Source organism: Dyadobacter sp. AC419, from assembly GCF_979253085.1.
This window is the reverse complement of the sequence record NZ_CEEDCD010000029.1, coordinates 170,082-191,475: the sequence shown is the minus strand read 5'-3', so window position 1 is coordinate 191,475 and position 21,394 is coordinate 170,082. Positions and strand designations below refer to the sequence as shown.

Genomic DNA, 21,394 nt, shown 5'->3' with positions numbered 1-21,394 from the left:
TTATTGTATTTCGAAACTTGACAAATTCACAAAATCCTGCACGCGGTCATTGATTTCTGCTTGTGTAAGATTTACAAGTCGCTCTGTTCCAAACTTTTCCACACAGAATGAAGCCATTGCAGATCCGTAAATGACCGCGCGTTTCATGTTTTCAAATGAAATGTCATCTGTGCTTGCCAGATAACCGATAAATCCACCTGCAAACACATCTCCTGCGCCAGTTGGGTCAAAAACCTCTTCCAATGGCAATGCTGGTGCGAAGAAAATCCTGTCGCCCTGGAACAACAATGCGCCGTGCTCGCCTTTTTTGATGATCAATGTTTTCGGACCCATTTCCATGATTTTCTTCGCCGCTTTACGCAAAGAATATTCACCGGAGAGTTGGCGTGCTTCTTCATCATTAATGGTGATAAGGTCAACCATTTTCAGCACTTCCTTCAGATCGTCCATCGCAATGTTCATCCAAAGGTTCATCGTATCGAGCATAATCAGCTTAGGACGCGATTTCATGCGTTCAATGATTACTTTTTGAGTCGCCGGAACTGTATTTCCCAACATTAAGAACGTCGTTCCCTGGTAAGACTCCGGAATAATGGGATCGAAATGTTCCATCACATTCAGTTCCGTAACAAGTGTGTCACGGGTATTCATATCCTCATGATATTTCCCCGACCAGAAGAAGGTTTTTCCTTCTTTTACAATTTCAAGTCCTTCTGTATTAACGCCGTGGTCTTGCAAAAGGGAGATCATTTCATCAGGGAAATCGCCGCCAACAACGGCAACCAGGTTATTTTCTTTGGTGAAATAAGATGCTGCTAGTGTGATGTAAGTGGCCGCACCGCCAATAATTTTATCTGTTTTTCCAAAAGGTGTTTCAAGCGCATCAAATGCAACAGATCCAACGGTTAATAAACTCATAAATAAGTATTGTATTGATTTTAAGATAGTTTCAAACTAAGCCTCTATTTCGAAAGCGCTGCGAAGATAATCAAAACGCCCGAATAGCATCCGGCCCGCATTGTATTATGCCAAACTGTTTAACTCAATCATCGGTTATTTGCTATTTTTGTAAAATTCACCACTTTCACCACTAACACATTACTATGGAAGCGATCAGCGAAGCCAGAAGGCACATTGACAATGCTAAGGATTTTTTGAGCAACAATGCTAAGAAGCATGAGGGACTTTATCAAGACAAGAAATATGTCAAGATAGCGGACATACAGCTTACACCGGCATCTTATTGGCATTGAACGAGTTTTTAGGCGAAAAAAATAAAAAAACGCCGAAAAGCGTGGAGTGGTATCAAATGGAGCTTAGCAAGGTTGACAAAAGCTTGCTATCCAAATTTGTAACTGCATATGAAATTCTTCATATTAATATGGGTTACCAAGGAAGCAGAAGTGCTAAAATAGCTTCCGTAGGACTGGAAGAAGCAGAAAAAATCATCAGTTGGGTGGAAACCCGGCTTGAAAAGACACAACATTAGTACAATCAGTTTTTAAGAAAGTAAAAACATAGATGACCGCGCAAACTTTCCAGCCGCTTAGAATATTCAATACACTTACCCGTAAGAAGGATGTATTTGTTCCCATTGCCCCTCCCTATGTCGGCATGTATGTCTGCGGTCCAACGGTTTATAATAATGTACACTTAGGAAATATCCGGACATTCCTCTCTTTCGACATTCTTTACAGATATCTGACGCACATTGGATACAAAGTCCGCTACGTACGCAACATTACGGATGTTGGACATTTAGTAGGCGATGGCGACGAAGGTGAGGATAAGATCGGAAAGATGGCGAAGCTGCAAAAGCTTGAACCCATGGAGATTGTGCAGCGCTATACCAACGATTTTCACGATGTTTCGGCAACATTTAATTTAATCCCGCCAAGCATTGAGCCCACTGCAACGGGTCACCTGATTGAGCAGATCGAAGCAGTGAAAGCATTGATAGACAAAGGCGCAGCTTATGAGTCCAATGGCTCCGTTTATTTTGATATCAATAAATATCAGGCGGATGGAAATGAATACGGAAAACTTTCGGGCCGCATTATTGAAGATCTTCTGAACGAAACGCGCGAGCTGGACGGACAGGCTGAAAAGCGGAATCCGCTTGATTTTGCTCTTTGGAAAAAAGCCAGCCCGGAACACATTATGCAGTGGGATTCTCCCTGGGGAATGGGTTTTCCGGGATGGCATTTGGAATGTACGTGCATGAGTGCCAAATATTTAGGAAAACAATTTGACATTCACGGCGGCGGAATGGATTTGAAATTCCCGCATCACGAATGCGAGATCGCGCAAGGAAAATCGCTGACGAACGAAGAGCCGGTTCGTTACTGGATGCATACAAATATGCTGACGGTGAACGGACAAAAGATGTCAAAATCGCTCAATAACTCGTTTTTGCCTTCCGAACTTTTTTCAGGGAATCATGCATTGCTCGAACAGGCTTACAGCCCGATGACGGTTCGCTTTTTTATGCTGCAAAGTCAATATCGCAGCACGCTAGATTTTTCCAATGAAGCATTAAAAGCGGCGCATAAGGGTTACAAAAAGCTCGCTAACGGGCTCAGAAACGGAAATTGCTGACTTACATTGCCGAAGAAGGCGTAAGTGCTGACGAGATCAAGAAGATTGAAATTGAAAAGGCAATTGAGGGATTTTATGGAGCCATGAACGATGACCTTAACACGTCGGTTGCGTTTGCCAATCTCTTTAACATGCTGAAATACATCAATATGCTCAACATGGGCCAGCTGAAATCGGCTGCGCTGGGCGAAGAAACATTTAATGCGTTAAAGGACAACTTTGTCACTTTCTTCGAGGATGTTTTGGGCTTGAAAGAGGAATACAGCGAAGGTTATGCCATTCTGGACGGCATGCTGAAACTTTATAAGGAATATAAGTTATCAATGAACTACGAAAAAGTAGACGAAATCCGTTCTTACTTCAAAAATCAGGGACTGGTGATCCGCGACTCAAAAACGCGCATCGATTGGGCTTACGAAGAATAAATATGAAAAAGTTATCATTATTGCTGTTTGTCTTCGTGCTGGCCTACGGCTGCAAAACCAAGGACGGAGCCGAACAAACTGCTGAACAAGCGCCCGCTCTTGTTAAAAGCCCCGATTTCAATGCAGATTCTGCTTATAAGTTTGTGCAAAAGCAGGTGGACTTTGGCCCCAGGGTGCCAAATACGAAACAGCACGATGCCTGCGCTGCATATCTGGCAGCGACATTAAAAGGTTACGGTCTGGACGTGATTGAACAAAAATTCAAGGCTACAACTTATGACAACAAGACGCTTAATTCGACAAATATCATCGGCAGCTTTAATCCAAAAGCTTCAAAACGAATCCTTCTGGCGGCTCATTGGGATTCGAGGCCGTTTTCTGATCAGGATTCCTTAGTGAAAGATAAGCCGGTTCTTGCAGCCAATGATGGTGCTAGCGGTGTGGGAATATTACTGGAAGTTGCGCGTGTTCTTTCTGCCCAAAAACCAAGTCCTGAAATTGGCGTCGACATTATCTTTTTTGATGCTGAGGACTGGGGAAATTCAGAGCAATCAGACGACGAATATGGCGGTTACTGCCTTGGATCACAATATTGGGCTGCCAATAAACACATTCCTAATTACACAGCATATTTCGGAATTCTGCTCGATATGGCTGGTGCAAAAGGTGCGACATTCTTTAAAGAAGGTTATTCTGTGCAGATGGCCGAAAGCGTTGTGAATTCCATTTGGAACACAGCGAGCAGACTTGGTTACAACAATTTCTTTATCAACGAAAGAGGCGGTTCCATCACGGATGACCATTTGGCCGTAAATAAAATTGCCAAAATCCCGATGATCGACATTATCCATACGCGTGCTAATAACATGTCAAAAACATTCTTTGACCAATGGCATACGAATGATGATACAATGGAACACATTGATCCTAAGACATTAAAGGCGGTTGGACAAACATTGATTCAGGTCGTATATCAGGAAGCCGAAGGCGAAGCGCTGTAACATTACATTTTCTTTACAGTCACCCAAATATTCGAATTCCGGCCCTTATCGTCGCTGCACGAGATCTTTACGCTGTCCCAATGGAAGGCTCACAAAAACGCTTTCATGCGGAGCTGATTTCTTGCTCAGCTTATCATTAATATACCAAAAAACTTCCTGCACGTCATTGGACGTCTGGCAAGCCAGCTGAATTTGCTGCGGCTCGTCAGGTCGTAAATAATATTCGCTCCCGTCATTCGGGCTCACAATCAAGGGCGGACCTTCGTCGAACACGCGCTCGCAATCGAGGTAGTTGCGGCGGGGGAATTTTTTGGTAAGGGATTTTTTGCAGCTCATTATAGGCAATCAATTCCGGCGCCAGATTAGCATATGCACGTTTTTCAAATCCATTTTCCGGAATGCAATAAGTGCAGTAAGAAATCTTCTCTGCCTTATCCGTAAAAATCCATACTCAAATGCTGGCATTTCTTATAAGCAGAAACACCTGTAATGTATTGATCCAGAATCTGATGCGTGCAAAAATCAGAGGGAATGTCGCCGCTCTCCGCACAGACTTTTCTTAATGATACATTGGCAGGCGTTTGATACCAGCCTTTTGGCGAATTATAATCCAATGCATTGAAAATAGAGGAGAACAGCAATGGTGTGGCCGTGTTCGCACCACTCAACTCGGGAACGCCTTCGCCGGAAAAATTTCCTACCCAAACGCCAATCGTATATCGGCGGTTGTAACCAGATGCTCCACGCATCCCGCTTTCCGTAAGAAGTGCCCGTTTTCCAGGCGATTTTGGGCAAATGATAGGTGTTATCAAAGTTCGTAGGCAAATCGGGCCGGGTGATTTGGGTAAGAATGTTGGTTAATAAATAGGGCGGCTTCGGGGGAAATGATCGGCGTTCCTTTCTTGTCCAAAGGCGTTTGCGATGTGTAACGTAATTTTTTCAATTCGCCTTCATTGGAAAAAGCTGCAAATAAACGCGTTGAACTCTTCCAATGTCACGCCACATCCGCCCAGGATCATAGAAAGTCCAAGGTCTTTTGCCTGCTTGTCAATGGTTTTGAAACCCGCTTTTCGCAGTTTTGAAATTAAAATGGGTGTGCTTACTTCTTTCAAAATCTTAACCGCCGGAATGTTCAAAGAATTGGCCAAGGCAAATTCCGCGGTAACCGGGCCATTGAAATGTTGATCAAAATTCTCCGGTTCGTAACCGCTGAAATTGCTTGGAACGTCATTTACGATGTTTTTCGGAGTGATCATTCCCTGATCGAATGCCGTTGCATAAATCAATGGTTTCAAGGCGTCTTCCCGGCGAACGAACCGCCCGAATACCGTCCACCTGACCGCCATCAAACACATCATGAAAATCCGCCGAGCCAACGTAAGCCTCCACTTCCATCGTCTCATTATTCACCACCAGCACCGACGCATTGTGAATGTTCATCATCTTTCGTCGGTTAATGTAATTTTTAACCTGCTCCTCTATCTGGCTCTGCAACTGAATTTTTAGCTGACTATGAATCACAGGCTGATCCGGATTTTCTTTTTTCAATCTCAACGCCAGATGCGGAGCTAGCTTAGGCGCCTGCAAACGCTTTATGACCAACGGCTCATTCAAAGCATCCTGAACAATGTTTTTATCAAAAAGCTGCTCGTATTCAAACCGGCGTAACCATTCATTTCTGGCCGCTACCAATGCTTCGTTCCGCGTTCCTGGTCGCAGGCTCGACGGACGGTTCGGCACAATCGTCAATGCAGTGATTTCCGACAAACTGAGCAGCTGAGGCGGTTTTCCCGAAATACAGCAGCGAAGCCGCCTTAATGCCTTCAATGTTGCCGCCATAAGGCACCAGATTGAGATACATTTGCAGGATCTCGGCTTTCGAATAATGCAGTTCAAGCTGGAATGCTCGATGTATTTCAAGGATTTTGTTCAGATAGGTCCGTCGGCGCGGCTCTAAAAGTCGCACAACCTGCATGGTAATCGTGGAGGCGCCGGAAGTTCTTCGGCCGGTGAAAATGTTGCGCATTCCTGCCCCGGATAATCGCGAAAGGATTTACGCCCGGATGATAGTAGAAATATTGGTCTTTCCTTATAAATCAGTGTTTTACGAAGCAAGGGCGTGATATCTGCGACATTCGTGTAGAAGCCGCCATTTATCTTCTTTGCTTAAAAAAGCGTGGATCACATTGCCTTTGTGGTCGGTAACCTGCGTCGCATAATTGATTTTGGGCTGAAAGCTGGAAAGGCGAAATCGACAATTAGAAACAAGCAAATGGCGGCCAGCAAGATCAGTCCTGCCATTTTGAATTTACGCTTCATTTTCAGAATGTGTGTGAGGGTTCATTTGGGTTCTGATTTGTCGCTATCAGGTAATTTTCTCTAATTACTGACTTTATTGCAAAAAAAGCCAATCAAAATACCACCATGTCGAAATACGTAGCCGCCATTGACCAGGGAACGACCAGCACACGTTGCAGGACTTTTCAATCACCAGGGTAACATTGTTTCAGTAGGGCAAAAGGAACACGAACAAATTTACCCGCGTATCTCCGGGCTGGGTGGAGCATTAATCCGACCCAAATCTGGAAAAATACATTGGAAGTGATTGCGATTGCAAGGATTAATGTGTCGGCAACGGCGGCGGACATTGCGGCGATTGGCATCACCAATCAACGGGAAACGACGGTGGTCTGGAACAGACGCACGGGAAAACCTTATTATAATGCATTGGTTTGGCAAGATACAAGAACGACTGAATTCAGTAGCAAAATACGAACGGGAAGGCGGTTTGAACCAGTTCAGGGACATTACCGGACTTCCGGTTTCCACCTATTTCAGCGGCCTTAAACTAAAAAAATGGCTGCTCAACGATAATGTGGAAGCAATCCGGGAAGATGCTGAAAAAGGCGATGCCGTTTTTGGTAATATGGACACATTCCTGATCTGGCACCTCACCGGCGGGACGCATGGCGAGGGCGGCATCGACACGTAACAGACGTCACCAATGCAAGCCGCACGCAACTCATGAATCTCAAAACGCTGCAATGGGACAAGGAAATGCTCGCGGATTACGACATTCCCGAAAATATGCTCCCGGCCATCAAAAGCAGCAGCGAAATTTATGGTTATGTAAACAATGAAATCCTGCCTGGCGTGCCCGTTGCGGGTGATCTGGGCGATCAGCATGCCGCGTTGGTTGGTCAAACCTGCTTCAAACCGGGCATGGCCAGAAACAGCTTACGGAACCGGCTGCTTCCTGGTTATGAAACACGGGTAACGAGCTTAAAACCTCTGAAAATGGCTTGCTAACAACGATTTCTTGCAGATTTGGCGACAATCCGGTCCAGTATGCACTGGAAGGCAGTGTCGCGGTCACCGGTGCATTGGTCCAATCGGTCCGGGACAATTTGGGTTTGATCAAAAAAAGCAGCGACATTGAAAAATTCGCGCGAAAACCGTCGAAGATAATGGTGGCGCTTACTTCGTCCCTGCGTTTTCTGGTTTGTATGCGCCTTACTGGCGGAATGATGCCCGCGGCGTCATTGCCGGGTTAACACGTTACGTCAACAAAGGCCACATTGCACGGGCCGTTCTGGAAGCATCTGCATATCAGACTGTTGACGTTGTACGAGCCATGGAACAAGACTCCGGCATTGAACTTACGTCCCTACCGCGTCGACGGCGGAATGGTTGCCAACGAACTCCTCATGCAATTCCAGGCCGATATTCTTAAACACCCAAGTCGTGTCACCAGCCATCGCCGAAACCACCGCATTAGGAGCAGCCTACGCCGCCGGCCTCGCTGTTGGTTACTGGAAAAACACCGACGAACTCACCGCCAACTGGGCCATAGCCCACACCTGGAACCCGGATATGGAACAAGAAACCAGGGATAAATTTTACAAAGGCTGGCAAAAAGCAGTTACCAAATCTTATGGGTGGATGGATTAAGCGTTCTTTGCTTCTCACACCGGATAGCAGGATTTTAACTTTTTTATAATCTATATAAACTAACCTCTTTCTTGCGCTATCTTATGTTTCGGCGTAACTTCACGGCTCGAAAATCTAATTTGAGTGCCCTATGCATACCCTCCGTCTGAAAAAGCCGCTCGCTTTTTTTGATCTTGAAACGACCGGAGTCAATATCGTCCGCGACCGTATTGTTGAGATATCTGTCGTAAAGGCACTTCCGAACGGCGAAACCGAAATCCGTACAAGAAGGATCAATCCTGAAATGCCTATTCCGCTGGAAAGCAGCCTTATCCACGGCATTTATGACGAGGATATCAAGGACGCGCCTACATTCAAAGGCATTGCCAAAAACCTGGCAACATTCCTGGAAGGCTGCGACCTGGCTGGTTTCAATTCCAATCGATTTGACATCCCGATGCTTGTGGAGGAATTCCTGCGTGTAGGCGTTGAGTTTGATTTGAAAAACCGCAAAACGGTTGATGCACAACGCATTTACCACATGATGGAGCCTAGAAACCTGGGCGCTGCTTATAAATTTTATTGCGGCAAAGAGCTTCTGAATGCACACAGCGCAGAAGCGGACACCGTTGCTACATTTGAGGTTTTACAAGGTCAGATCGCGCGTTATGAAGGGGTGAAAGTCGTTGATTCACACGGCGTTGAAACCGAACCAATCAAAAATGACGTGGCCGCACTGCACGAGCTGACAGCTTCAAAACTGATCGATTTCGCAGGCCGTATGTGCTATAACGATAAAGGAGAAGAAGTTTTCAATTTTGGTAAACACAATGGAAAGAAAGTAGTAGATATTCTAAAAAACGAGCCTTCTTTCTTCGACTGGATGATGAAAGGTGAGTTTCCGTTGGACACCAAAAGAAAACTGACCGAAATTAAACTAAGGGCATTAACCCAGCGCTGACATAATCGTTACGAATCTGACTTTAGTAAGTAGTATTTATGTCTATTTTTGCCGGAAATCTATTTTTGACTATTTTAACCGAATATCCAACAAGGTAAACCTGCTATCATCCCAAACCCCAATATTCCAGAGGTCAATATACCGGCGGTTATTCAGAACATTCCACTTCAACATTATCTAATTCTCAGCACTTTACTTTTTGTGATCGGCATTATTGGCGTGTTAACACGGCGCAATGCGATCATCATTTTCATGTCCGTAGAATTAATGCTTAATGCTGCGAATTTGCTCCTTATTGCATTTTCATCTTACAGATCTGATCCTTCCGGGCAGGTTTTTGTGTTTTTCATTATGGCCGTTGCCGCTGCGGAAGTGGCCGTCGGGCTTGCTATCATCGTGATGATTTACCGGAAACACAAGAAATACGGACATTGGATTTCTTAACAAACTGAAGTGGTAAGCATCCGCTAATAAAGATTAAATATTTAACATGTCTGCATCATTACTCATTCTGATTCCCTTGTTGCCGCTGATCGGTTTCCTGATCAACGGAATCGGATTTAAGAATATACCCAAAGGCGCTGTCGGAGTTATAGGAACATTGGCTGTTGTGGCTAGTTTCGTGCTGTCTGTGATGACGTTCCAAGCATTTTTAGCCACTGGAAGTCAGCCCATTATTGTTCCGCTTTTCGACTGGATCTCCTGTAGGCGACCTCAACATTCCATTCTCTTTCCAGATCGATCAGCTTTCGCTTTTGATGCTCATGATCATTACCGGAGTGGGTTCGCTGATCCACATTTATTCCATTGGTTACATGCATCATGACGAAGGTTTTGGTAAGTTTTTCGCTTATCTGAACCTGTTTTTGTTCTTCATGTTGCTGCTCGTTTTGGGTTGCCAATTACGTGATCATGTTCATTGGCTGGGAAGGCGTTGGATTGTGCTCTTATTTGCTGATCGGGTTTTGGAATAAAAACACGAAATTACAATAACGCTGCTCGTAAGGCATTCATTATGAACCGTGTAGGAGACTTGGGTTTCCTGTTAGGGATTTTCACGATCATTTCCACATTCGGTTCGGTTGAATATCTTGAGGTGTTCAGCAAGGCAACGGATTTTGAAATCGGTGATCCGATCATCATTACCATTACATTGTTCCTGTTTATTGGTGCAATGGGAAAATCGGCGCAGATTCCACTTTACACGTGGTTGCCAGACGCGATGGCAGGTCCAACACCAGTTTCTGCACTTATTCACGCGGCGACGATGGTTACGGCGGGCATTTATATGGTGATCCGTTCCAATGTCCTCTATTCGCTGGCGCCGTCTACATTAGAAATCGTCGGCATTATCGGTGCGGCAACAGCATTGTTCGCAGCTTCGATTGGTCTATTACAAAATGACATTAAGAAGGTTTTGGCTTATTCGACTGTAAGTCAGTTGGGTTATATGTTCATGGGCTTGGGCGCGATGGCTTATTCGGCTTCCATGTTCCACGTAATTACCCACGCATTTTTCAAAGCATTGCTATTCCTTGGAGCCGGAAGCGTGATTCACGCCATGTCTGATGAGCAGGATATCCGTTCGATGGGTGGCTTGCGGAAAAAGCTTCCGATCACGTTCCTGACATTCCTGATTGCAACCATCGCAATTTCTGGAATTCCGCCATTTGCAGGGTTTTTCTCCAAAGATGAGATCCTTGCCCATGTTTTCGAACACAACAAATTACTTTGGGGAATCGGAGTTTTAGGCTCATTAATGACCTCTTTCTACATGTTCCGTTTACTGTTCCTGACATTTTTCGGAACATTTCGTGGGACGCATGAGCAGGAGCATCATTTGCACGAATCGCCTGCATCCATGACTATTCCCTTGGTTATCCTGGCTGTTTTATCCGCATTAGGCGGTTTTATTGGTGTTCCGGAAGCATTGCACGGCACGCATCATTTGGCCGAGTTCATGAGTCCGTTATACGACGCATCGCGCATGGTTAATCCTGAGGCCTTCTTGCCAACGGAACTTTCACATTCAGAGGAATATTTGTTAATGGGCGTTTCGGTGGCCGTAGCATTGGTTTCGGCAGTTGTGGCTTATGTCATGTATGTTCAAAAAGCATCCGTTCCAGCTCCCGACTCTCAGCCAAAAACAGCATTACAGGGTTTGGTTTACAACAAATATTATGTGGACGAGCTTTACGACAATGTGTTTGTGAAGCCAATCAAAACCTTATCCAATATCCTTTACAGTTTCGGAGAATTTTTCATTGATCTCGTTGTAAATGCATTCGTCCGGCTGACGCAGTTTTTCGCAGGACTTTTGAAAAAAACACAGACAGGATCCACGGGAGACTATGTTTTTGCGATGGTTCTGGGCATTGTGGTCATATTATTCTGGAAGCTTTTACTTTGATCAATAAAATCCGTTCACCATTTGTTGCTGACCGTTGACTTAAAATATGCTTACTCTTCTTTTAATACTTTTACCCATTGCCACAGGTGTTCTTACGCTGCTTTCAGGCGAACGCCTGGCGAAGCAGGTTGCTTTGGTGAGCGGTTTGGCCATACTAGGCGTTTCAGTGGCCACGTGGCTGCAATTTGATCCGGCTGCGGGTACGCAATTTGGTTTTAAATATGCCTGGCTGGCATCAGGAGGCATTTCCTTCGCCGCCGGCATTGATGGGATCAGCCTTGTGCTGGTTTTGCTTACAACATTTCTGACCCCGCTTATTATACTTTCGGCATTCAATCACGATTACAGAAAACCGGCTTCATTCTATTCGCTGATTCTGTTTATGGAAGCAGCATTAATCGGGGTTTTCACTTCAACTGATGCGTTTTTGTTCTATTTGTTCTTCGAAGCAGCGCTGATTCCGGTTTATTTCCTTGCTGCGATCTGGGGTGAGAAAATCGTTTGAAAGTAACATTCAAGTTCTTCATTTACACCATTTTCGGAAGCTTGCTAATGTTGGTCGGACTGGTTTATTTGTATTACCAAACACCCGGCACGCATACATCTGAGATCACGGCATTTTATCAGCTGCAACTTCCGCAGCAAACACAAGGTTTCATATTCTGGGCATTCTTCATTGCATTTGCGATTAAAATGCCATTATTTCCTTCCACACCTGGCAGCCCGACACTTACACAGAATCGCCGACGCCAGCAACCATGCTGCTTTCAGGGATCATGTTGAAAATGGGGGTTTACGGTCTGATCCGGTTTTTACTTCCGATCGTACCGGGAGGCATGGAAATCTGGGGCACGATGGCGATGGTCCTTTCAGTGATCGGCATTATTTACGGTTCTATCATTGCCATTCAGCAAAGCGATATGAAGCGTCTGATCGCTTATTCTTCCTTCGCGCACGTGGGCTTGATGGCAGCAGGTGTTTTCTCTTATTCGATCAATGGCTTGCAAGGCGCATTGATTCAAATGCTTGCGCACGGGATCAATGTAATCGGTTTGTTTTTCATCATTGATATTATCTATTCCCGCACCAAAACGCGTTATCTGGATCAATTAGGGGGAATTACGCAAAGCACGCCGCATTTGAGCGTTTACTTTATGATCTTGCTGCTGGGAAGTGTTGCGCTTCCTTTGACCAATGGTTTCGTAGGCGAATTCCTGCTTTTATCGAGCGTTTTCCAATATGACGGCTGGTTAGGCACGATTGCCGGTCTTACCATCATTTTAGGCTCAGTTTATATGCTGCGCATGTTCCAAAAATCAATGTTTGGGCCGCGTTCCAAATGGGTTGAAGGTTTTCAGGACCTGACCATGAGCGAGCGCGCTGTGCTTTTGCCTTTGGTTATCATGGTTTTCTGGATTGGCATTTATCCCAACACGTTTCTGAAATTAACAGAGCCAGCTGTAAGCCAGCTTTTACAAATGGTTAATAACTAATAAAATATGTATCCCATTATATTATTGTCCGTTCTTGGCGTCGTAACCCTCTTTTTGGGCTTTTCGAAATCTAAGAACATTTTACTTCCTGCCACATTATTCTTCCTTGTCCTTGCCATAGCCAGCAATTTTCTGGAATGGAACAAGGGGCCGTTGCTTTACTTCTACGACATGCTCCGGGTTGATAATCTGACACTTGCATTCAATGGCATTGTGTTGTTGTCAGCATTTATGATTGTGGCCATTTCTGGCGGTTTTCAAGACAATGCAGATTCCGAGCCTGCAGAATATTATGGATTGATGCTTTTTTCACTGGTTGGCGCATTAATGATGATCGGTTTTGAGCACATGATCATGCTTTTCATCGGGGTTGAAATTTTGTCTGTTGCCATGTATGTTTTGACAGGAAGCAACAAGCGTAACCTGCGTTCCAATGAAGCTGCATTGAAATATTTCTTGATGGGCGCGTTTGCAACAGGATTTATGCTTTTCGGGATTACACTCATTTATGGTGCAACGGGTTCTTTCAAACTTGTTCACATTCAAGGCTTTGCTTCCAATATTCAGGCAAATAGCCAGCCTTACATTCTATATGCAGGCTTGCTGCTTTTGCTGATCGGCATGCTGTTTAAAGTTTCTGCCGCGCCGTTCCACTTCTGGACGCCGGATGTTTACGAAGGAGCTCCGACGATCTTTACAACATTCATGTCAACGATCGTAAAGACAGCAGGTTTTGCAGCACTTTTCCGATTACTAAGCACTTCTTTCAGTGGTGTTTACAGTTTCTGGTGGGTTGTTATTGCGGCCATTGCCGTCCTCACATTACTCGTCGGGAACATTGGTGCAACGAGCCAAAACAGCTTTAAAAGAATGCTGGCTTACTCAGGGATTTCACACGCAGGTTACATGCTGATCGCATTAACGGCATTGACAAAGCCTTCTCAAAGCGCTATCGTGTTTTATTCGCTGGCCTATTCGCTGTCAACGATCTGCGCATTTGGTGTGCTGATGTTGGTTTCGAAAGAAAAAACATTCGAGGGATTGCCTAATGAGCGTTATGAAGCATTTAACGGCTTGGCCAAAAACAATCCGCTCCTCGCATTCATTCTGACTGTTTCAATGCTTTCCCTTGCCGGAATCCCGCTTACAGCCGGTTTCTGGGGTAAGTTTTTCATTTTTACAAGCGCAGCAGACAGAGGGATCATTTGGATCACGGTCATTGCCGTTCGTGATGTCAGCCGTTGGTATTTACTATTATTTCCGCGTGATCATCTCGTCCTATTTGCGAGAAGGCGATTTGTTAAAGATCCGTGTTGCGCCGTTTTACCAGGCCATTTTATTGTTGGCAACCGTCTTAACCATCTTGTTTGGACTTGCACCCGGCATATTCGAAGGGTTGATTTAATCATCCTAAGCATTCACAAAAAAAGAGCTGTAAAATTTACAGCTCTTTTTTTGTGACCGATTTTCAAGCGCCGCGTATCAATGTAAAATCCGCTTTATCGATTTTACAAAACATATGCAACATCCTACTTCTGGCGCGCAGCGCTTACACGAACATTGCGCTTTTACTGTTGAAGATTTGTTGGGCAGAGCACCCATTGCACTGGACATGTCCAATGTCCGGGAGGAAATTGAAGGCAACAAAATCCTGATCACAGGCGCAGCAGGCTCGATCGGGAGCGAGCTGGTGATGCAGTTAGCAACTCTTAATCCAGCCACATTGATCTTAATTGACCAAGCCGAAACGGCTTTGAATGATCTCGATTTACAATTACGGCAGGAGTTTCCAGCGTTGGACATTCGCTCTTATGTCGCCAGCATCATAGATTCTTTTCGAATGGAGTCGATTTTCCGCCGGACGCGGCCGAATGTTGTCTTCAATGCAGCTGCTTACAAGCATGTTCCCTTGATGGAAAGTCATCCTTATGAAGCCATTAAGGTCAATATTTTTGGCGTTGAGATCCTCGCCGGCCTTGCTATGGCCTATCATGTGCGAAAATTTATCTTCATATCAACAGACAAGGCCGTAAATCCTGCGAGCATTATGGGTGCAACAAAGCGTGTCGCAGAAATGTATTTGCAGTCCCTCAGCCAGTCTAAACAGACTGCAACGCAATGGATCATCACCCGCTTCGGCAATGTGTTAAGGTCGAATGGCTCGTTTATGCTGACATTTGAAAAGCAAATAGAAGCAGGCGGCCCAGTCACCGTTACACATCCGGAAGTGAGCCGCTACATGATGACTGCTTCCGAAGCTTGCCAGCTCGTGTTACAAGCCAGCGCAGTGGGACTGAGTGGACAAATATTATTTGTTGATATGGGCAAGCAGATCTTGATTGCGGATATCGCAAAAAGAATGATTCAATTTTCAGGATTAAAACAAGGCGATGATATCCAAATCATTTACACCGGGCTGCGCGCTGGAGAGAAGCTGCATGAAGAGCTGTTCCTTTCAAAGGAAAAAGCATCAGCCGGCAAAAACACATCGATTCGGGTCATCGCAGCAGAAAACACAGATCTTTGTTCGAAATCAATGTTAGACATGCTGAGAAACGCCCTGCAAAGTGGCGACGATTTAATAATGATTGACGCGCTGAAAACCGCTGTTCCTGAATTCGGAAAGGGCTCCTGAGAGCCCGAATTGTAAATTACTTTACCGGTAATAATTCATTAACCTTCATCCAATGCAGACAACGTCCAAACCACTCGCCTAACTCAGGCGTTTTGGGATAACCATGCTGGCCTTTTGAATATATGTGCAGATCGGCCGCAACGCCATTTGCGATCAACGCCTCGTAAAATTTAATGCTGTTTGAAACAGGCACAACCGTGTCGTCGCCCGCGTGCGTCAGAAATGCAGGCGGCGTCGTTTTTTTAACTTGCAGTTCATTGGAAAAATAACGGATCTTATCCATTCCGGGCGTTTCACCCAGCAGGTTGCTGCTCGAACCTTTGTGACCCGCTTTATCCAGCAATGTGATAACAGGATAAACAAGCACCATAAAATCCGGACGAACGCTTGTTTTTCTTTGGATTATCAATGAATGTGCTATCATAATGTGTTCCCGCCGTTGCAGCGAGATGTCCGCCCGCTGAGAAGCCCATAATTCCAATCTTATCCGGATTGATTTTCCATTCCTTCGAATTTTCCCGAACGGTCTTGATGGCTTGCTGGGCATCCTGCAACGGTCCGATGGATTTGTCTTTCATAATCTTTTCATCCGGCAACCTGTATTTCAAAATAATCGCCGCTATTCCCGATTTGTTCAGCTCTTTGGCGATCCTGTAACCCTCCCACTCCATGACCAGCACGCCGTAACCGCCTCCCGGACAAACGACGATGGCCGTTCCCGTCGCATTCGCTGCGGGCGGCAAATAAACGGTCAATGTTGGCTTGGAAACCTTTCTTATCACCTGGTCTTTATTCGTCTCCTCGTCCGGCCCGGAGATTGAATTTGGTATTTTATCGGGATAGAGCGGCATCACCGTTTGGGCAGTCACATGCGATGTTGTAGCCAAAACCGTCACCATAAGCACACAGCAGCCGGCAGACAAGCGGAGCATTAATTGGAATAACATATTAATTAATCGTTGTTTTAATATTTTTCTAATCGGTATAACTCTAAATTCTAACTAAATTTCGGTTACACATACGGATCTTGTATTGGAAGCACGACGGATCTGCTTTTTACCTGAACCGGCCGGAAGTGATATTGAGAGCGGATCAGTGCCAGAGTCAAACCAAATTGCACCTTTCAATGTTATGATTCGTGTTTTGTGATTATTAATATAATATTTACAAGAAAATAGAATTTGCTTTGTTCCTTTATAGCTGTTACCAATTGAAAAATTTAACTAGTTTTGTAGCTTATGGAAATCATGCACTAGTTTCTTTGATGGGTTATAAAAACTTCCATACATCTTCTAAATCCACAATAACAGAATGAAATATACAGTACATGCAGAGGGCAGGTTTCAGTTAATCGATGAGGGAAAAGGCGAAACATTACTGCTTTTGCATGGCCTTTTCGGTGCATTAAGCAACTGGGACGGCATTATTGAACATTTTTCCAGTCGCTATCGCGTCATCATTCCTTTGCTTCCTATCTACGAACTGCCTCCGCGTGAGGCCGGTCTGGAAGCATTACTTGCATTTTTGGAGGACTTTGTTTCTTTTAAAAATCTGACCAATGTAACCGTTATCGGAAACTCATTAGGCGGCCATATTGGACTTTTGTATACTTTAAAGAACCAGGAAAACGTTCATAAGCTGGTTTTGACAGGAAGCTCTGGTTTATTTGAAAATTCAATGGGCGGATCTTTTCCGAAACGCGGCAGCTACGATTACATTAAGGAACGCGTGGCTTACACTTTCTACGATCCGCAGGTGGCGACAAAAGATCTGATTGACGAAGTTTTTGAAACAACTTCAAGCATTCCGAAATGCATGAGCATCGTCGGGATTGCCAAATCTGCGCAGCGTCATAACCTGGCAAAAGATTTGCATGAGATCAATGTGCCGACATTGCTGGTCTGGGGATTGAACGATACAATTACGCCGCCGCATGTAGGTTACGAATTTAACAGGCTGATCGCTGGCTCAGAGCTTTATTTTATAGATAAATGCTGCCATGCGCCAATGATGGAACATCCTGACGAATTTAATGTTATACTAGAAAGCTTCCTTGAAAAAAACATTTCAGTGCCTGTTGCCTGAGCTGTTTAAAGCCAAGAATTCTTTTAGACGAAAGTTGACACATATATAGTTTTTTTATAGCTTCGAAAAATGACGGACTGACTTATGCTTGCTGCAACCCTGATAAATCCAATGATTCCTGTTCTGAAACTTACCGATTCGGTGAGCACAGCACTGGACTGGATGGATGAATTCAGTGTAAAACAGCTTGTCGTTGCAGATTCGGGCGTTTATCAAGGCATTGTTTCGGAAGACATCCTCTTCGATGTTGCCGACAGCACGGACACGCTGGCAAGAATCATTATTCAGCATAAAGACATTTTTGCTTCTGACGACCAGCATCCTTACGAACTTTTAAGGCTGGTTAATCAATTCGGATTACAGATAATCCCTGTTTTACACGACGACCGCACTTTTGCCGGAAGCATTTTGCTCAATGATTTGATTGAGCATTTTGTAAATGAGCTGGGTGTTCAGAAAAGGAGCGGTGATTGTGCTTAAAGTGGCAGAAAGAAGTTATTCACTTTCTGAAATAAGCCGTTTAATTGAGTCAAATGGCACAAAAGTGCTCAGCAGCTATTACTCTTCAGGCGAAACTTACAATCCGCTTAACGAAGCCAAGCTTACATTAAAACTCAACCGGACGCACATTACGCCCATCATTGCGACGCTGGAACGCTTCGGCTATGAAATCGAGGAAGCGCATGCCAACGATCCCATCGAAAGTGTCGGAATCAGGAACGTTTGGATATGCTTTTGAGATACCTTGCGACTTAGTATCTTCACATTACTTTCTCCCCTCGCTGTTTTGAATCGGCGTATTTGCGCGTATCTTTCGGAAGAAACAAGATGATCTACTTTTTTCTTCCATGAAAATAGCAATTCACGGACGCAACTTTAATGAGTCTGCCCGCCCGTTCATTGAAAACATGTTCAATGAGCTGTCCCGCCGAAAAGTTGAAGTCCAGCTTTCCAAACCCTTCCGTACTTTTCTGGATCAGAACGGGATCACACACTACTCAGACCTCGTCTACGAAAATCCTGAGCAACTCTTCGACGCACGGCTGATCGTAAGCATGGGAGGCGATGGCACGTTGCTGGAAACCATTTCTCACGTCGGCAAAAGACAAATTCCTGCAATCGGCATCAATGTAGGCCGTCTCGGCTTCCTGGCGACTGTTCCTCCCGAAAGAATCACGGACATGATTTCGTCGCTGGAAAACAATCAATATCGCATTGACGAACGGACGCTGGTTGAAATTGAGTCCAATATAGATTTGTTCGATGGACAGAATTTCGGTTTGAATGATTTTACGATCACCAAAACCGACACATCTTCCATGATTACGGTCCACACTTATCTCAATGATGAATTCCTGAATTCTTACTGGGCCGACGGATTAATTGTATCAACACCAACAGGATCAACTGGTTACTCGCTTAGTTGCGGCGGACCCGTTCTCGTTCCGCATTCACAAAATTTTATTATTACGCCCATTAGCCCGCATAATCTTAATGTGCGGCCTTTGGTTGTCGAAGATACGGCTGTGATCAGACTGGAAGTGAAGAGCAGGAGCAATAATTTCCTGGTTTCATTGGATGCGCGATCGCGCGTGGTGGATGAAAATACTTTGCTAACGGTCCGGAAAGCCGGTTTTGTTGCACGGCTAATCAAAATGCGTGACGACAGTTTCTTAAACACATTACGAAACAAATTATCCTGGGGACTGGATATGCGTAATTAAACCATCAGGCGATGCAATTGCTCTTTCACACATTTGACCTTCAACTCAAACATACTTTCACCATTGCCCACGATTCGCGTGATGTACAGCCTACATTAATCGTAGAGCTCAGCGATAATGGCGTAAGCGGGCTTGGCGAAGCAACCAGCAATCCTTATTACGGCATAACGATCGAGAATATGATCGGGTCGCTGGAAGCTGTAAAAGACATTATCGAAAAAGGTGATTTTGAGAGTGCAGAAAGTCTGTGGGAGTTAACACATCGGTTGTTGAAGTCTAATCCTTTCGCGCAATGTGCATTGGATGAGGCAGCACATGACTTTTTTGCCAAAAAGAAAAACCAGAAATTGTATGACAGCTGGGGTCTGAACATTGATCACATTCCGCTTACCAATTTCACAATCGGCATTGACACGATTGAGAAAATGGTGTCTAAAATGAAAGAGCTTCCCTGGCCGATTTACAAGATCAAATTGGGCACCAACGAAGACCTTCGTATAGTGGCAGAATTGAGAAAAAATACGGACGCCGCGTTTCGCGTTGATGCAAATTGTGCCTGGACAGCTGAACAAACCATAGCATTTGCACCTGAATCAGAAGCGCCTGGGCGTTGAGTTTATCGAACAGCCGCTTGCTGCAAATGACATTGAAGGAATGAAAAAAGTCTTCGCAGAAAGCGCATTGCCAGTCATTGCTGACGAAAGCTGTATTGTGGAGAATGATGTAAAATCTTGCTATGGCCTCTTTCACGGCATCAACATTAAGCTTACGAAATGCGGCGGACCAACTGCCGCAATGCGAATGATAAAAGAAGCCAAGACATTGGGAATGAAAACAATGATCGGCTGCATGACAGAAAGCAGCGTGGGCATTTCTGCAATCGCACACTTCCTTCCTTTGCTCGATTATGTAGACATGGATGGCTCGCTATTAATCAAAAATGATCCCGCTTCCGGAGTGACATTTGATTACGGTCAAATCTTATTTGCAGACCGCAACGGATCCGGCGCAATCTTGAATCCTACAATCTAAATTCGTGAAAACCTCTCACACTAGCCAGCTCCCGGACGAACCGTGCTTACGGAAGATGGGTCGGAATATTTATAGTTTAGCGGGACAGAATTATCTTGGAATGGGGCACGACGAAGTCTTTCGTAGCATCCTTTTAGAAGGTTTTCAGCATTACGGAGCGCATTTTGGAAGCTCACGAAATAATAGTTTAAAGCTTGCGATTTATGAGGAGGCAGAAGTTCAATTAGCCAACTGGATCGGCTCGGAATCAGCTTTGGTTATTGCGTCCGGCATGTGGGCGGGGCAGCTGGTGATGAACGTAATTGAGGACATCGTTTTCAAAACAACTGACTCTCCAACTATTCAATATCATTACGCCCCAAAAGTGCATCCCGCTTTGTGGGGTAAAAATAAGACAGCCAGCTCTGGCACATGGGCTGCGTGGGCAAATGAAGTTGTGAATTTAATTCAGGAAAGTTCGCCAGAAATGGCTCACATCATTTGTACAGATGGCATTGGTTCACCATTGGTTGAAGTATTCGACTTTTCTATCTTTTCCAATTTACCTGATCACCGTTCCAATATATGGATCATTGTTGACGAGTCACATACATTAGGTGTGGTTGGGAATGGCGGCGGGCTTTATAAAACCGTCAACCAGATCGGTAAGGCCAATGTCATCATGGTTTCTTCGCTAAACAAAGCAATGGGCATTCCTGGTGGTGTAATTGCTTGCAATAATGCTGCCTATCATTCGATCCGCTTTTCGCCCTGGTTTGCCGGCGCGTCTCCCCCTGCTCCCGCCTACATATATGCGCTTGCGAAGCTTTTGGAGATCAACCATTATGAGGATGTCAATGCAATTTTAGCCGCTAACAATAAATATTTTGTAGATCAACTCGCCCCAAACTGCTTTGAGCATGTTGCTGCCTATCCGGTTTTTTGCAGTCAGAATCCTGCTCTATTCGATTCGTTGCTTTCTAACGGCATTATGGCTTCGTGCTTCTCTTACCCAAGTCCGACCGATCCACTCATAACGAGACTAGCCATTAGTGCAGTCCACCAAAAAGAAGACCTCGACCGATTGGCCGAGGTCTGTAATCAATTTCAATCTATCTAGT

17 protein-coding genes and 8 pseudogenes are annotated in these 21,394 nt (G+C 44.8%); 16 read left to right on the top strand and 9 right to left on the bottom strand.

The annotated features are described in order from the left end of the window. Complete coding sequence (locus tag AC0IYG_RS28900) at positions 1 to 918, bottom strand: PfkB family carbohydrate kinase (protein ID WP_471714522.1); 918 nt, start codon at positions 916 to 918, stop codon at positions 1 to 3. A gap of 185 nt (positions 919 to 1,103) precedes the next feature. On the opposite strand from AC0IYG_RS28900, the pseudogene AC0IYG_RS28895 reads away from it, so the two are divergent. The 3 genes and pseudogenes from AC0IYG_RS28895 to AC0IYG_RS28885 all read left to right on the top strand — a co-directional run bounded on the left by AC0IYG_RS28895 (position 1,104) and on the right by AC0IYG_RS28885 (position 4,024). Further along, positions 1,104 to 1,489, top strand: a pseudogene (locus AC0IYG_RS28895) (DUF5618 family protein). Positions 1,490 to 1,521: 32 nt separating this feature from the next. Then, positions 1,522 to 3,023 (top strand): annotated as a pseudogene (cysS, locus tag AC0IYG_RS28890) (cysteine--tRNA ligase). Between the two features lie 2 nt (positions 3,024 to 3,025). Beyond that, entirely contained in the window at positions 3,026 to 4,024 is a 999-nt protein-coding gene (locus AC0IYG_RS28885; protein WP_471714521.1) for a M28 family peptidase, read from the top strand. A 45-nt stretch (positions 4,025 to 4,069) separates the two neighbouring features. Here the strand turns inward: AC0IYG_RS28885 and AC0IYG_RS28880 are convergent, their stop codons facing one another. The 6 genes from AC0IYG_RS28880 to AC0IYG_RS28855 all read right to left on the bottom strand — a co-directional run bounded on the left by AC0IYG_RS28880 (position 4,070) and on the right by AC0IYG_RS28855 (position 6,050). Beyond that, positions 4,070 to 4,360 carry a hypothetical protein gene (locus AC0IYG_RS28880; RefSeq protein WP_471714520.1) on the bottom strand — a complete coding sequence of 97 codons (291 nt, stop codon included), beginning with the start codon at positions 4,358 to 4,360 and terminating at the stop codon, positions 4,070 to 4,072. Positions 4,361 to 4,455: 95 nt separating this feature from the next. Next, positions 4,456 to 4,773, bottom strand: coding sequence for a hypothetical protein (locus AC0IYG_RS28875; RefSeq protein ID WP_471714519.1), 318 nt, complete (start codon positions 4,771 to 4,773; stop codon positions 4,456 to 4,458). Between the two features lie 59 nt (positions 4,774 to 4,832). Beyond that, positions 4,833 to 4,967, bottom strand: a complete 135-nt coding sequence (locus AC0IYG_RS28870; protein ID WP_471714518.1) for a hypothetical protein — start codon at positions 4,965 to 4,967, stop codon at positions 4,833 to 4,835. A gap of 7 nt (positions 4,968 to 4,974) precedes the next feature. Next, positions 4,975 to 5,280: a hypothetical protein gene (locus AC0IYG_RS28865; RefSeq protein ID WP_471714517.1), complete on the bottom strand. Its 306-nt coding sequence runs from the start codon at positions 5,278 to 5,280 to the stop codon at positions 4,975 to 4,977. After that, positions 5,252 to 5,791 (bottom strand): hypothetical protein, encoded by a 540-nt coding sequence (locus AC0IYG_RS28860; RefSeq protein ID WP_471714516.1) that lies wholly within the window; start codon positions 5,789 to 5,791, stop codon positions 5,252 to 5,254. Before AC0IYG_RS28860 ends, AC0IYG_RS28865 begins: the two co-directional genes overlap by 29 nt. Next, positions 5,697 to 6,050 carry a transglycosylase domain-containing protein gene (locus AC0IYG_RS28855; protein WP_471714515.1) on the bottom strand — a complete coding sequence of 118 codons (354 nt, stop codon included), beginning with the start codon at positions 6,048 to 6,050 and terminating at the stop codon, positions 5,697 to 5,699. The genes AC0IYG_RS28860 and AC0IYG_RS28855 overlap by 95 nt, the downstream gene beginning before the upstream one ends. A 398-nt stretch (positions 6,051 to 6,448) precedes the next feature. On the opposite strand from AC0IYG_RS28855, the pseudogene glpK reads away from it, so the two are divergent. The 7 genes and pseudogenes from glpK (at position 6,449) to AC0IYG_RS28820 (ending at position 15,453) form a co-directional block, all read left to right on the top strand. Continuing rightward, positions 6,449 to 7,975, top strand: a pseudogene (glpK, locus tag AC0IYG_RS28850) (glycerol kinase GlpK). 130 nt (positions 7,976 to 8,105) lie between these two features. Continuing rightward, positions 8,106 to 8,915, top strand: coding sequence for an exonuclease domain-containing protein (locus tag AC0IYG_RS28845; protein WP_471714514.1), 810 nt, complete (start codon positions 8,106 to 8,108; stop codon positions 8,913 to 8,915). A 105-nt stretch (positions 8,916 to 9,020) separates the two neighbouring features. Next, positions 9,021 to 9,375 (top strand): annotated as a pseudogene (gene nuoK / locus AC0IYG_RS28840) (NADH-quinone oxidoreductase subunit NuoK). Positions 9,376 to 9,405: 30 nt separating this feature from the next. Then, positions 9,406 to 11,325 (top strand): annotated as a pseudogene (gene nuoL, locus AC0IYG_RS28835) (NADH-quinone oxidoreductase subunit L). Positions 11,326 to 11,371: 46 nt separating this feature from the next. Next, a pseudogene (locus tag AC0IYG_RS28830) lies at positions 11,372 to 12,818 on the top strand (complex I subunit 4 family protein). A gap of 6 nt (positions 12,819 to 12,824) precedes the next feature. Then, positions 12,825 to 14,223: pseudogene (locus AC0IYG_RS28825) on the top strand (NADH-quinone oxidoreductase subunit N). A 114-nt stretch (positions 14,224 to 14,337) separates the two neighbouring features. Continuing rightward, positions 14,338 to 15,453 (top strand): polysaccharide biosynthesis protein, encoded by a 1,116-nt coding sequence (locus AC0IYG_RS28820; protein WP_471714513.1) that lies wholly within the window; start codon positions 14,338 to 14,340, stop codon positions 15,451 to 15,453. A gap of 16 nt (positions 15,454 to 15,469) precedes the next feature. Here the strand turns inward: AC0IYG_RS28820 and AC0IYG_RS28815 are convergent, their stop codons facing one another. Beyond that, complete coding sequence (locus AC0IYG_RS28815; RefSeq protein ID WP_471714512.1) at positions 15,470 to 15,823, bottom strand: alpha/beta hydrolase family protein; 354 nt, start codon at positions 15,821 to 15,823, stop codon at positions 15,470 to 15,472. After that, positions 15,786 to 16,400: an alpha/beta hydrolase gene (locus AC0IYG_RS28810; RefSeq protein WP_471714511.1), complete on the bottom strand. Its 615-nt coding sequence runs from the start codon at positions 16,398 to 16,400 to the stop codon at positions 15,786 to 15,788. The genes AC0IYG_RS28815 and AC0IYG_RS28810 overlap by 38 nt, the downstream gene beginning before the upstream one ends. 364 nt (positions 16,401 to 16,764) lie before the next feature. On the opposite strand from AC0IYG_RS28810, the gene AC0IYG_RS28805 reads away from it, so the two are divergent. From AC0IYG_RS28805 to AC0IYG_RS28780, 6 genes and pseudogenes are all read left to right on the top strand, one after another. Then, positions 16,765 to 17,538 carry an alpha/beta fold hydrolase gene (locus AC0IYG_RS28805; protein ID WP_471714510.1) on the top strand — a complete coding sequence of 258 codons (774 nt, stop codon included), beginning with the start codon at positions 16,765 to 16,767 and terminating at the stop codon, positions 17,536 to 17,538. 111 nt (positions 17,539 to 17,649) lie between these two features. Then, positions 17,650 to 18,018 carry a CBS domain-containing protein gene (locus AC0IYG_RS28800; protein ID WP_471714509.1) on the top strand — a complete coding sequence of 123 codons (369 nt, stop codon included), beginning with the start codon at positions 17,650 to 17,652 and terminating at the stop codon, positions 18,016 to 18,018. Continuing rightward, positions 17,978 to 18,277 carry a hypothetical protein gene (locus AC0IYG_RS28795; protein ID WP_471714508.1) on the top strand — a complete coding sequence of 100 codons (300 nt, stop codon included), beginning with the start codon at positions 17,978 to 17,980 and terminating at the stop codon, positions 18,275 to 18,277. Before AC0IYG_RS28800 ends, AC0IYG_RS28795 begins: the two co-directional genes overlap by 41 nt. A 109-nt stretch (positions 18,278 to 18,386) precedes the next feature. Beyond that, positions 18,387 to 19,262, top strand: a complete 876-nt coding sequence (locus AC0IYG_RS28790) for an NAD kinase (protein ID WP_471714507.1) — start codon at positions 18,387 to 18,389, stop codon at positions 19,260 to 19,262. An 11-nt stretch (positions 19,263 to 19,273) separates the two neighbouring features. Next, positions 19,274 to 20,294 (top strand): annotated as a pseudogene (locus AC0IYG_RS28785) (dipeptide epimerase). Between the two features lie 55 nt (positions 20,295 to 20,349). Then, entirely contained in the window at positions 20,350 to 21,393 is a 1,044-nt protein-coding gene (locus tag AC0IYG_RS28780; protein ID WP_471714506.1) for an aminotransferase class I/II-fold pyridoxal phosphate-dependent enzyme, read from the top strand. Position 21,394 lies beyond the last annotated feature (1 nt).